Origin of the sequence: Rhodococcus sp. NPDC059234, assembly GCF_042754225.1 — a bacterium.
Classification (GTDB): domain Bacteria; phylum Actinomycetota; class Actinomycetes; order Mycobacteriales; family Mycobacteriaceae; genus Rhodococcus_G.
In genome coordinates this window covers 1-11,886 of sequence record NZ_JBHZAH010000138.1, presented here as the reverse complement: position 1 = coordinate 11,886, position 11,886 = coordinate 1, and the positions used below count along the sequence as shown (strand labels likewise).

General features: G+C 69.4%; 10 protein-coding genes. 4 read left to right on the top strand and 6 right to left on the bottom strand.

The window, feature by feature from the left end; all coding sequences use genetic code 11:
* The first annotated feature begins 172 nt into the window (after nt 1–172).
* From ACFXGJ_RS21660 to ACFXGJ_RS21650, 3 genes are all read left to right on the top strand, one after another.
* Nucleotides 173–1,759 carry an ABC-F family ATP-binding cassette domain-containing protein gene (locus ACFXGJ_RS21660; RefSeq protein WP_378624585.1) on the top strand — a complete coding sequence of 529 codons (1,587 nt, stop codon included), beginning with the start codon at nt 173–175 and terminating at the stop codon, nt 1,757–1,759.
* Between the two features lie 38 nt (nt 1,760–1,797).
* Complete coding sequence (locus ACFXGJ_RS21655) at nt 1,798–3,213, top strand: amidase (protein ID WP_378624583.1); 1,416 nt, start codon at nt 1,798–1,800, stop codon at nt 3,211–3,213.
* Between the two features lie 70 nt (nt 3,214–3,283).
* On the top strand, nt 3,284–3,937 hold the full coding sequence (locus tag ACFXGJ_RS21650; protein WP_378624581.1) for a M50 family metallopeptidase: 654 nt from the start codon (nt 3,284–3,286) through the stop codon (nt 3,935–3,937).
* Nucleotides 3,938–4,467: 530 nt separating this feature from the next.
* Here the strand turns inward: ACFXGJ_RS21650 and ACFXGJ_RS21645 are convergent.
* The 4 genes from ACFXGJ_RS21645 to ACFXGJ_RS21630 all read right to left on the bottom strand — a co-directional run bounded on the left by ACFXGJ_RS21645 (nt 4,468) and on the right by ACFXGJ_RS21630 (nt 8,222).
* Nucleotides 4,468–5,292 carry a protein phosphatase 2C domain-containing protein gene (locus ACFXGJ_RS21645; RefSeq protein WP_378624579.1) on the bottom strand — a complete coding sequence of 275 codons (825 nt, stop codon included), beginning with the start codon at nt 5,290–5,292 and terminating at the stop codon, nt 4,468–4,470.
* A 6-nt stretch (nt 5,293–5,298) separates the two neighbouring features.
* On the bottom strand, nt 5,299–5,943 hold the full coding sequence (locus tag ACFXGJ_RS21640) for a DUF6308 family protein (protein WP_378624577.1): 645 nt from the start codon (nt 5,941–5,943) through the stop codon (nt 5,299–5,301).
* Nucleotides 5,936–6,523 (bottom strand): hypothetical protein, encoded by a 588-nt coding sequence (locus tag ACFXGJ_RS21635; protein WP_378624575.1) that lies wholly within the window; start codon nt 6,521–6,523, stop codon nt 5,936–5,938. Before ACFXGJ_RS21635 ends, ACFXGJ_RS21640 begins: the two co-directional genes overlap by 8 nt.
* A gap of 193 nt (nt 6,524–6,716) precedes the next feature.
* Nucleotides 6,717–8,222 carry a flavin-containing monooxygenase gene (locus tag ACFXGJ_RS21630; protein ID WP_378624573.1) on the bottom strand — a complete coding sequence of 502 codons (1,506 nt, stop codon included), beginning with the start codon at nt 8,220–8,222 and terminating at the stop codon, nt 6,717–6,719.
* A 119-nt stretch (nt 8,223–8,341) separates the two neighbouring features.
* On the opposite strand from ACFXGJ_RS21630, the gene ACFXGJ_RS21625 reads away from it, so the two are divergent.
* Nucleotides 8,342–8,911: a TIGR03086 family metal-binding protein gene (locus ACFXGJ_RS21625; RefSeq protein WP_378624571.1), complete on the top strand. Its 570-nt coding sequence runs from the start codon at nt 8,342–8,344 to the stop codon at nt 8,909–8,911.
* 160 nt (nt 8,912–9,071) lie between these two features.
* Here ACFXGJ_RS21625 and ACFXGJ_RS21620 read toward each other — a convergent pair whose 3' ends face one another.
* The gene (locus tag ACFXGJ_RS21620) at nt 9,072–10,199 is read right to left on the bottom strand and encodes an Ig-like domain-containing protein (RefSeq protein ID WP_378624569.1); all 1,128 of its coding nucleotides are present in this window, start codon (nt 10,197–10,199) and stop codon (nt 9,072–9,074) included.
* A gap of 27 nt (nt 10,200–10,226) precedes the next feature.
* Entirely contained in the window at nt 10,227–11,429 is a 1,203-nt protein-coding gene (locus ACFXGJ_RS21615) for an Ig-like domain-containing protein (RefSeq protein ID WP_378624567.1), read from the bottom strand.
* Nucleotides 11,430–11,886: the final 457 nt, after the last annotated feature.

The window sequence follows — 11,886 nt, the reverse complement described above, 5'->3', positions numbered from 1 at the left end:
CGCGCCGGTGACGCCCACGACGCCGCCCGCGCCCGACCGCCCTAACCTGGACCCCGTCCTGTTGTCGACGATCGGAGAAGGGCCCTTGCTCGCACAGAGGTAGTGACGCGCTCTCGGCGCCGCGGTACTTGCCGTACCCGTGTGCCACCGCACCCACCTCGAAGGAGCATCCATGCCCTCATTGACGCTGTCCGATCTCACCTTCTCCTGGCCCGACGGCGACCTGGTCTTCGACGGCGTCGACGCCGTGTTTCCACCCGGACGGACCGGCCTCGTCGGACGCAACGGCGCCGGCAAGTCCACCCTGCTGCGCCTGATCGCGGGTGCCCTCACCCCCGACCGTGGTTCGGTGACGGTCACCGGCACCCTCGCCCGTCTCCGCCAGGACCTCACCCTCGACCCGGACCGCACGGTCGACGCCATTCTCGGCATCGACGAACAGCGAAAAGCACTGCACCGCATCGAGTCCGGCGAGGGAACCGAGGACGACTTCACCCTCGCCACGGGTCACTGGGACATCGAGGAACGCGCCGTCGCAACCCTGGACAAGCTCGGCCTCGCGCACGTCGCACCGACGCCGGATGCACTGGGCCGCACCGTCGGAACGCTGTCCGGCGGTGAGACGATGCTGCTCGGCCTGACCGCGGCGCTACTGGGCGATCCGCAAGTGCTGCTGCTCGACGAACCCACCAACAACCTGGACCTGTCGGCCAAGCGGCGACTGTACGCGGCGGTCGAGCAGTTCGGCGGTGTCGTGGTGGTGGTCAGCCACGACCGCGACCTGCTCGACCGGATGGACACGATCGCGGAACTGCGACGCGGCGAGCTCCGGTTGTTCGGCGGCAACTTCACGCACTATCGGGAGGCCGTCGAATCCGAGCAGGAGGCGGCCCGGGCTGCGGTCCGGGACGCCCGCGCCGACGTGCGCAAGCAGGGCCGCGAGCTGGTCGAGGCGCAGACCAAGATCGATCGCCGGCAGCGCTACGGCAAGAAGATGGAGTCGAGCATTCCACGGATCCTCGCCGGCGAACGCAAGCGTCAGGCGCAGGTGTCGGCAGGAAAGCTGCGCGCCAACCACCAGGACAAGCTGAACGATGCGCGTCGTACCCTGACGGACGCCGAGGAACTCGTCCGCGACGACCGCGAGGTCCGGATCGACCTGCCCGACAGCGTCGTGCACCCGGGTCAGCGGGTGGTCTCGCTCGACGGCGTCACCCTGCCGAGCGGGCAGACCGTCTCGCTGACGGTCAGCGGGCCCGAACGCATCGCCCTGATCGGGCCGAACGGGGTCGGCAAGACCACCTTGATGAAGGCGGTGGCCGCCGCTCCGCCGCTGGTGCCGTGGCGGGTACTTCAGCAGCGTCTCAACGTCTTCGACGAGTCCCGGACCCTGGCGGAGAACGTCGCCGACGCCGCTCCGCACGCCACGGACGAGCAGGTCCGGGCCCGGCTCGCCCGGTTCCTGTTCCGCGGGCGCGACGCCGACGTCCCGGCGGCGGCACTGTCCGGCGGTGAACGACTGCGGGCCGCGCTGGCGACCATCCTTCTCGCCGAGCCTGGCCCGCGGCTGTTGCTGCTCGACGAGCCGACCAACAACCTGGACCTGCCCAGCCTGCGACATCTCACCGAGGCCCTCGCCCAGTTCCGGGGCGCGCTGCTCGTCGCAGGCCACGACCTTCCGTTCCTGCGGGAGATCGGGCCGACCCGATGGCTCGAACTCACCGCCGAAGGGCTGTCCGAGATCGACCCGCCCGCCTAGGCTGGCGAGCACCCGCACCCGCGACCCGTGAGGACGCCATGAACACCGACAGCACCCGAGTCCACGCCTTTCGCGACGACGCCCTGGGCGAGCTCGACGCCACCGGGGTCGCCGAGCTGATCGCGTCGGGGCAGGCCTCGGCCCGCGAGGTGATGGAGGCGGCGGTCGAGCGGGCCGAGTCGGTGCAGGGCCGACTCAACGCCGTGCAGTTCCCCGACTACGACCGCGCCCTTTCGCAGGCCGATTCGCCGCGTCGGGGTGTGTTCGGCGGCGTCCCCACCGTCGTCAAGGACAACGTCGACGTCACCGGCCTGCCGTCGGGCCACGGCAGCGCCGCCTTCACCCCGAAGCCGGCCGACCGCGACAGCGACGTCGTGGCGCAGCTGCTGTCCACCGGGCTGGTCTCGCTCGGCAAGAGCCGACTGCCCGAGTTCGGGTTCAGCGCGTCCACCGAGTACCCGGCCGCCGAACCGGTGCACAACCCGTGGAACCCGGACTACTCCTCGGGCGCCTCGTCGGGTGGCTCCGCGGCCCTGGTCGCGGCCGGGGTGGTGCCGATCGCGCACGCGAACGACGGGGGCGGCTCCATCCGGATCCCGGCCGCCGCGTGCGGGCTGGTGGGCCTCAAGCCGACCCGTGGGCGCACCGTGGCCGACCCGATGGACCAGTCCATGCCGATCCGGGTCGTCACGCAGGGCGTCGTCACGCGAACGGTCCGGGACACCGCCAGGTACTACGCGGCGGCCGAAAACCACTACCGCAACCCGAAACTCCCGCCGGTGCGGCTGGTGGAGGGACCCAGCTCGACCCGACTGCGGATCGGGGTGATCCTCGACTCCGTGAACGGCTTCCGCACCGACGAGGAGACCCGCAACTCGGTCCGGGCCACCGCGAACCTGCTCGCCGACCTCGGCCACCACGTCGACGAGGCGCCGATGCCCGTCGGCCCGTCGTTCGTCGAGGACTTCGGCCTGTACTGGGGTTTCCTGTCCTTCGCGATCCACGGCGGGGGCAAGAAGATGCTCGGCTCCGACTTCGACAAGTCCAAGACCGACAACCTCTCCCGCGGGCTGGCGGCGATGTACCGCAAGAACATGACGAAGACACCCCGGGCGCTGTACCGGCTGCGACGCACCCAGCGCGCCTACGCCGACGCGTTCGCCAGGTTCGACGTGATCCTCTCGCCGGTGGTCGCGCACACCACCCCGCGCCTCGGATACCTTTCTCCGACACAGAGTTTCGACGACCTCTTTCGGAAGCTCGTCGACTACACGGCGTTCACCCCGTTGAACAACGCCGCGGGCGGCCCGGCGATCTCGCTGCCCCTGCACCAGACCGAGGCGGGACTGCCGCTCGCCTCGCACTTCTCCGCGGCGCACGGCGACGAGCGCACCCTGCTGGAACTGGCGTACGAGCTCGAACAGGCGCGGCCGTTCCGGCAGATCCAGCACTGAGCGGGCGGTTGGGGCCGCCCGGCGGCGGGCGGTCCCGGACCGAGCCGACCGGGGTTGGCACCATGGTCGGGTGAACTCGTACTGGGACCAGTGGTCTGCCTACCTCCCGATCGTCGTCGCGGCGACCCTCGTCCTGGTCGGGCCGCTGTGGGGGCTGACCCGTCACGCCGTCACTCTCGTGCACGAGGCCGGGCACGCCGTCGCGGCGGTGGCAACCGGCCGGCGGCTGACCGGGATCCGGCTGCATTCGGACACCTCGGGCCTCACGCTGTCCCGCGGGAAACCGCGCGGCCCGGGGATGGTGCTGACCGCGGCCGCCGGCTACCTGGCGCCGTCGTTACTCGGTCTGGGCGGAGCGGCGTTGATCGCCGCCGGTCAGCTCCGGGTGCTGCTGTGGGGCGCGGTCGCCCTGATCGTCGCGATGGTGCCGTTCATTCGCAACGCCTTCGGACTGCTCGTGCTCATCCTGTCCGGATCGTCCATCGGCGCCGTCGCCTACTACGGATCACCCACCCTGCAACTGCATTTCGGCTACGTGGTGATCTGGCTGCTGCTGATCGGGAACCTGCGCACCGTCGTCGAGGTCGCGGGAACCCGTTCGGGTCGATCGGACATCGACCAGTTGCGGATCCTCACCCGTCTCCCGCGCTGGATGTGGGTGCTGCTGCTGGCGGGGGTGTGCGTGGGGACGGGGGTGCTCGCCTGGCGGGCGCAGTACCTGTAGGTCCAGCCCGTGCCCGATCGGACACGGGCTGGAAGCCTGCCGGTGACGGAAGCGTCAGGACATCGAGGCGAACCCGGCGCCTGCCCAGACCGCCGCGAGCGCGACCGCGCCGAGGCCTGCGATGGAGCCGATCTGACCGAGCTGCTCGTTCGATGAACCCATGGAAGTACTCCTTTGTTCGAGGGGGATGTTGCCGAACCAGCGTGCGTCGAGATACGTTGCACGACTGAGCGACACCTCATTCGTACCCGCTCGCCGAATCGGTTCGCAATGCTGAGAACCTTCACGTTTCCTGCTAGATCGATTCCGATCGGACATTCGGGGGGAAACGCACAACTCGCCACCGGCCGAGCACGAAACGGCATGTGTCAGCGCCCACATCGCGGGCGCCCCGGTGCCGACGTCACGCGCTCGTTGCTCGACGGCCTCGATGATCCGACGGATCACCGTAGCCAGGCGCACGCCGTCGCAACTGGGAAACACCGGTGGGCGTCGCCCCTACCGCGCTCCCCGCGGCTGACCGGTCCGACTCAGCGCGGCGTCCACACCGCGACAGCGGTGCGGTCGTCCGTCGACCGCGACGACTCCGAGGAGATCCGGTTCGCGAGCTCCGTCAGGCGTGGCGGATTGGTCCACCCGGCGGCGAAGGCGGCGGCGACGGCGCTGCCGCCGTCGTCGAACGCGTCCGCGACGCCGTCGCTGCACACCACCAGGAGTTCCTCGGTGCCGATCTCGTAACTGGCGCCGTCGATGACGGCGTCGTCGGGCAACGGCAGGGCGAGTGCACGCGAGGTCGCGATCTCGCTACGCGTCAGGCGCCCACCGGACATCAGCAACCATGGGTCGAATCCCAGTGCGCCGGAACGAGTCTGCCGCCACCACGCGCTGCTGTCGCCGACAGTGGCGGTGTGCGCCAGCCAGGGTCCGGGGCCGTCGATGCCTTCGACGACGACCGCCGTCACGGTGGTGGCCATGATGTCGGCAACCGCGTCGAGGCTCGGTGCGTCGTCAGCGAGCACCTCTCCTGCCACCCGCATCACCGCCCGCGAGGCCACCCGCAGGTGGTCGGTCCAGTCGCCGGACACCTCGAGATGCGCGGTGAGCAGGTGTTCGGCCAGTGCCGCGCTCGCCGCCTCCGCGGCAAGGTGCGAGAGTTCCATCGCACCGAGACCGTCGCAGACCACCACCGCGAGCCTGCCGTGACCGTGCCGCACCATGTACGTGTCCTGCCGCGGGGTTCCGGCGTCGTGGTGCGCGCTTCCCCTCGTGGATGCCGCCCGGACCCGCCAGCCGTGTACGTCGAGCCCGTCGTGGACGCTGTCGGGCACGACGCCGCGCCATTGTTTCCCCGTCATAGGCGATCAGTATCCCTTCCCCTGCATCCAGGCGAGCACATCCAGGACCCGCACCGCCGGCACCGATTCCGCGAGTTCCGCGCGCTGCCGCAGGTCGACCAGCCGGTGATGCAGTTCGCCGTTGCGGTGACGAAGCGAGTACCGCATCGGCTCGAGGTGGGCGGCCTTCGTTCCGAGTTGCCTGCCGACGACGTCGTCGTAGATCGGGTAGAGACGCGGACGTTTGCGGGCAATGAGTTTCGATGCGATCGTGCGGCCGATACCGTGGATCTCACGGAGTTCGGTTTCCAGCCGCCACGCCGGCGATTCGGGCGTCATCGGCTCGGCCTCGTCGACGAGGTCCCGGTCCGGCCCCACCTCCTCGAGCCGCCGGTCGAGCGCGGGCCGCTTGTCGCCGAGCAGGACGAAGGCGCCCTGCGCGGGCACCTGCACCGACAGCAGTGTGACCGCCACCAGGTCGTCGGCGGTGAAGGTGTCGACGTCGGCCACTCGCCGGCCACTCGGATCCCACGAGTCCCAACGTGCGCCGGTGCGCAGGTGGCCCGTCTTCGTCACCGGGCGCGTGAAGTACTCCTGCAACACGTCGACGGCACGGTCGTCGTCGCCGTCCCGCAGTACCCGCGGCAGCCGGATCGGCAGGTCGTCACTCATCGGCCGACGCCTGCGCGAGGACGTGGGCCGCGAACAGGCGGTTGTGGTACTGCTCGTACGAACCCTTGCCCTTCGCGACGAGCGCCTTGGCGAGCGGTCGAATCGTGTTCTCGTGCAGCAGGAGTTGGTCGAGCTGATCGAGTGCGCCGTCGACGGTGGGACGGCAGCCGATCACCGCACCGTCCCCGTCCGCCGACGCCATGTCGGTTCGTCGGATGTCGAGCAGCGCCGTGCGTTCGGCGAGCGCGTCGAGGGTGCAGCCCGATTCGATCTCCAACGCCGAGGCCGACACGTACATCATGATGTAGCAGTCGACCGGCACTCCGTCCTCGAGTTCGGTCTGGACGGTGAGGACCTCCATCGGCCCGATGTTGAGGGTGAACAACCGCTGCCGGGCACCGGACCTCCCGGTGGACGGGAGACAGGCGAGCGTCCACTCGTCGACCTCCACCGCGGCCGGCTCGTCGAACGCCTCCGACAGGTACCCGGCGATCAGGTCGACCGAGGCCTCGAAGAGTGGATTCCGCTTGAAATGCTCGAAGTTCTCTTCGGACGCCGCAGGTTTGACGTTGTCGATCATCCAGTTCCCTCGCGTGTCGGCGTACCAGTCATGTGATGCATCGCTCTGCAGCCTATGCCTGACACCCAGCGACGACCGAGTCACCGCGCCACACACGGTGTGCCGACGTCACACCCCCACTGCGCGCGCGACGCCTGCGTGTCCTCGCCACACGGTGTGTACCCTGCGGGATCCGGTCGCACGGCGACGGCCGCTACTCGACCCCCGCGAACGACCGCATCTCGTAGTCACCCAGCGGGAAGCTCCGCGCCTCCCGGAAGGCGTTGGCGGTGGAGGTGGGCCGCAGGATCGCCGCCTCGCCGTGCTGATTGAAGTAGTAGCTGCGTGCGGTCTGGCAGCTGCCGCCGTAGAACACCGAGTCGTCGAGCTTGGCGGTCATCCGGTCGAGGAACTCGGCGTTGGCCGACTCGGTGACCTCGAAGACGTCGGCCCCGCGACGGCGCAGCTCGCCGAACAGCCGGTCCATGTGCGCCATCTGCGATTCGATGGTGGTGAAGTACGACAGTCCGCTGTACGAGTACGGGCTGGCGAGGGTGAGGAAGTTCGGGAAGTACGGCACCGCGACCCCCTCGTACGCCTGGAAGCGGTTGTCCCGCCACCACTTTCCCAGATCTCGCCCGTCGCGCCCGATCACCTCGATGGCCGGGAAGTTCACATCCCACAGATTGAAGCCGGTGGCGAGGATCAAGGTGTCGATCTCGGTGCGGCGACCGTCCGCGGTGACGACGGCGTCCGGCTCGACGCGCGCGATGGTTCCGGTCTCGAGGTGCACGTGCGGCTTGGTGAACGTCCGGAAGTAGCTGTTGGAGAACGTGGGCCGCTTGCAGCCGAAGTCGTAGTCGGGGGTGAGCTTGCGCCGCAGGCCCGCGTCGCCGACCTGCGTCCGCAGGAAGACCCGCGACGCCAGTGCCGCGCCCTTGTTGAGGACCTTCGCCTGCTTGAAGTGCAGCACCGCGCTGACCATCAACAGCTCCAGCAGCGCCCCGCTGACGGCACGAGCCCCACGCTGCACCAAGGGAACCCGCGCGAACAGCCGCCGGACGGGTCGCGGGATCGGCACGTCCACCTTCGGCACCACGTAGATCGGCGTGCGCTGGTACACCGTCAGCTCCGCGGCTCGGCGCGCCACCTCGGGGATCAGCTGCACGGCCGTCGCGCCGGTCCCGATGATCGCCGCCCGCGTCCCGGTCAGGTCGAGCGCCGCGTCCCAGGCGGTCGTGTGCACGACGGTGCCGGCGAACGAGTCGATGCCCGGGATGTCCGGCAGGTGGGGCTGGGAGAGGAATCCCGTCGCCGTGAGCAGGTACTTCGCGACGACCTGCTCGCCGCCCTCGACTGTGACCACCCAGCGCTGCCGGTCCTCGTCCCAGCTCGCCCCTTCGACCACCGCACCGAAACGCATGTGCCGGCGCAGGTCGTACTTGTCGGCGACGTGCCCCGCGTACCGCTCGAGTTCCGCGCCGGGCGCGAACAGCCGAGACCAGTTCGGGTTCGGCTCGAAGGAGTAGGAGTAGCTCACCGACGGGATGTCAACGGCCAGACCCGGATACCGGTTGACGTGCCAGGTACCACCGAGCGCGGCCTCCCGCTCGAGGATCAGCAGATTCGTCAGTCCCATCCGCTTCAGCGCAATCGCGGCTCCCATGCCGCCGAATCCGGCCCCGACAATCACCGCGTCGTACTGCACGTTCTGGTCCACAGGTCCAACCCCTTCGCCGATGTGCGTTACATGCAGTATCACGCATATTTCGTCGCGGCGACAGCCCCTCGGCCGAGCGCGGGGTTCCGTGTCCGCCCTCGCGGTGGTACGCCGGAACCATGACCCCGACCATCGACGACCTCGACCGAGCACTCGACGCGACCGGCGCCCTCGTGGCCGGCGTCACCGACGACCAGTGGTCCGCACCCACCCCCTGCCCTGGGTGGTCCGTCCGCGATCTCGTCAACCACGTGACGGCGGGCAACCACCTGTTCGCCTCGTCCCTGCGGGGGCACCCGCTGCCCGTCACCACCGTGACCGCGCCGCCCGACCTGCTGGGCCCCGACCCCGCGGGCGCCTTTCACGCCTCGGCCGACGCACTGGCGCAAGCCTTCGCCCGGCCGGGAGCGCTGGACCAAGAGATCACCTTGCCGATGGGCCGGGTTCCGGCCGTGCAGGCCCTGAACATGCGCATCACCGAGATGCTCGCTCACGGCTGGGATCTCGCCCGCGCGTCGGGGCAGACACCGCGCTACCCCGACACGGTGGTCGAGGACCAGATCTCCTTCAGCCGCGCGCTCCTGCCGAACCTCCCGGCAGGACGTGGCCCGTTCGCCCCGTCCCAGCAGGTGTCCGAGAACGCTCCCCCGCTCGACCGACTCGCCGCGCTCCTCGGCCGGACACCCTGACCCTCGGTCCCTCTGTCCCTCGGTCCCTCGGCGCGGCGATTCAGCGCCGGGTGTTCGACGGCGCCGGCGGCCGGCAACTCCGACAACGCGAAACGGGCGGGTGCGATCGACGCGATCACACCCACCCGCCCTACCGCTGCGACGCCGTGGCGTCAGATCCTCACTTGCCGCCGAGCGATCCGGTCGACAGTCCGGGCAGCAGGCTCCCCAGGCTGCCGGTGGAGGTCCCGGGGTCCGGGATCGGCGGCTTCGGGTCGGTCGGTTCCACGACCACCTCGCCGGGCACCGTGACGGTGACCGTCTTCTCCGGGGAGGTCGAGGTGTTGAACTTCTTCGTCCCGGTGAACTTCGCCGTGATCGGGTGCGTGCCCGCGTCGCGGAACGGCCACACCATCTCCGCCACGCCGTCGGCGCTCACGGCCGACGAGCCGATCCTGTTCTCCCCGTCGAAGAACTCGACGGTGCCCGCACCCGGGTTCGGGGCGACGGTCGCCTTGATGCTCACGTTGTCGCCGGTGAGCGCCTCGAGCGCGACATTGACGACCGTGTCCGTCTGGGCCACGGTGAAGACCTCGGTGCTCGAGAGCGCATTGCGGCCCTCGCCCGTCGCGACGCAGTAGGCCGCCGCGTTGACCCAGCGTGACTCGCCGAAACTGAGGCTGGTGTCCTTGATCTTGATGACCGGCGTGGCCGCGCCGGCCCGCACCCGCGTGGTCACCGTCGAGTCCTCGCCCGAGCCCGCCTTGAGCGTCAGTTCGACTGCGGGCAAACGGAAGTCGGTGTTCGCCTTGACCTGCAGGCCCTCCTTCGGCTTGTTGTCGTTGCCGCTCGGTCCGTCGTTGACGGTCTTGTTGCCGGTGCCGGTGATGCGCAGGTACTCGCCGGCGGCATTCTGGTTGCCGTCCGCACCCACCCGGAGAACGACGGGCTGCTCGCCGATCAGGTTGCTCGCCGTGCCGTCGACCAGCGCGTACGAGATCAGGTCCGCCCCCTGCGGAACGGCGACGTCGTACTTGAGCCGGCCGGTGTCCGAATCCGAGGTCCGCATCTGGCCGGGATGCAGCCGCACGGAGAACTGCTCCCCCGGGCGGACCGCGGCGGGCGCGGTGACTTCGAGGTTGTCCGAGACCGTGTAGTCCCAGTCCGATGCGCCGTCCACCCGGCACTGGTGCTGGAAGGAGACGGTCTTGGTGACCGGTGCGGCGGATGCCGCCGGGGTCACGACGGTCAGCACGCCGACCGCCACCGCGGGGATGGCGGCGACCGCGGCTGCGTTGCGGATCTTCATGGAGCGCCTTTCATCGGTGTGCACGACTCAGCGTCCGCCGAGGGAGCCGGTCGGAAGGAGGTCGGCGAGGCTGCCGCTGCCACCCGGGGTCGAGGGATCGGTCGGGCCCGGATCGACGGGGCCGGTGTCGCCGCCGGTGACGGTGACGACGTGCGGCGCGGAGGCGTACTCCTTGCCGTCGGCGCCGACGTACACGGCGGTCACCGACTTCGCGCCGGCCTTGTTGAACGTCAGGTCCAGCCGGGCGATGCCGCGCACGACCGGGCGCGGAGCCCCGACCGACTTGTTGTCGACCTTGAACTGCACTGTGCCGGTAGCGGACTCGGGGGAAACGGCCGCCGAGAACGACGCCTTCTCGCCGGTCGTCGCCGCGGCCGGTCCCTCGAGCGTGGTGGTCACGTCCGTGCCCGGGCCGGGATCGACCGGTCCGGTGTTGCCGTCGATGGCGATGGTCGCGAGCGGACCGGCGCCGGCATTGAGCGGGGCCTGGTCGTTGGCGCGCGGCGAGCACGAGGTCGGGGCCCAGATGGTGCCGCCGATCCAGTGACTGACCTGCGGCAGGAAGGTCAGGAACGACTCCGGGCTGCCGAAGTTACCGGCGGCGCCCCCGGTGCGCACCTTGGGCTCGATGGTCCCCGACGCGCCCGCCTTCAGCGAGATGCGGAACTTGGGGAAGGTGACACTGGTGCTCGCGCCGGACTGCGGGTTGATCGCTAGTCCCGCATGAGAATTGGTGGAGGAGGAGGGCCCGTTCCCGATGGTCTCGTTGCCCCCGGACAGTCGCAGGATCCCGCCGGTGGCGGAGGGATTGCCGGACTCGTCGACGCGGGTGAGTGACGCCGGCTTCCCGGCGGTCAGGTTGCCGGCGTCGGTCACCGTGGCCGAGACGTACTCGGCGTTGGCGGGGATCTGCATGTCGATCTTGACACGGGACATCTTCTGCAGGTTCGCACCGCTGGGCGAGTTCGGGATCGTGACTCCCCCGGGGTCGATGTCCACGTCGAAGGTCTCGCCCGGCGCGACGGAGGGCGGCGCGGTGACCTTGACGGTCGCCGGATTTCCGTCCGACGTCGGTCCCGTGAACGCACTCGGGACAGCGCGGCACGTCACCTGAAAGGTGGACGTCGTGGTCACCGGAGCCGGGGCGGCCGACGCCGTGACGGCGGTCAGCACCGATCCTCCGGCAATCACGCCGGCGAGCACGGCGACTTTGATTGGGCGCTGCAACATAAACGTCCTCTCGTGCGACCTGGACGGTCGCCTAGTTGAATTCCCCGCGTACCGTAATACAGATCACGTACCGGCGGGTAACTATCGATAAAACGTTTGGTCAACAAACCTCCCACCCGCCGCGACGCCCCTCGGCGGCCCGCACCGCCCGGGCAACACATTCCGCGCCATGGGACTTGACCTGCATTTTCATTCCCCGGATGCGCACCGATCGCCTACGGAGCCGACCGCGCAGGCGCGGGCCCCGTCGACATACGGGCGCCCCGAAAGTGGGCGAAATTCGAATACATCAATGTATTCAAAGCATGGTGATTGCCAGTTCAAGGATGATTTTCGGCAATTTCAATATTCGTTACGAGCCGAATCGTAAATTCGCATCCGTTACCTGACGTAGCCCGATAACGAGGCCCCATTTCCGATGCGCTGACGCGCAGTGGTGCGGTTACGGAGTCTCGGG

Bases quoted from the DNA above. Each gene is read 5' to 3' on its own strand.
- ACFXGJ_RS21660 (WP_378624585.1), top strand. From the start codon at position 173: ATGCCCTCATTGACGCTGTCCGATCTCACCTTCTCCTGGCCCGACGGC.
- ACFXGJ_RS21655 (WP_378624583.1), top strand. From the start codon at position 1,798: ATGAACACCGACAGCACCCGAGTCCACGCCTTTCGCGACGACGCCCTG.
- ACFXGJ_RS21645 (WP_378624579.1), bottom strand. From the start codon at position 5,292: ATGACGGGGAAACAATGGCGCGGCGTCGTGCCCGACAGCGTCCACGAC.
- ACFXGJ_RS21640 (WP_378624577.1), bottom strand. From the start codon at position 5,943: ATGAGTGACGACCTGCCGATCCGGCTGCCGCGGGTACTGCGGGACGGC.
- ACFXGJ_RS21635 (WP_378624575.1), bottom strand. From the start codon at position 6,523: ATGATCGACAACGTCAAACCTGCGGCGTCCGAAGAGAACTTCGAGCAT.
- ACFXGJ_RS21625 (WP_378624571.1), top strand. From the start codon at position 8,342: ATGACCCCGACCATCGACGACCTCGACCGAGCACTCGACGCGACCGGC.
- ACFXGJ_RS21620 (WP_378624569.1), bottom strand. From the start codon at position 10,199: ATGAAGATCCGCAACGCAGCCGCGGTCGCCGCCATCCCCGCGGTGGCG.
- ACFXGJ_RS21615 (WP_378624567.1), bottom strand. From the start codon at position 11,429: ATGTTGCAGCGCCCAATCAAAGTCGCCGTGCTCGCCGGCGTGATTGCC.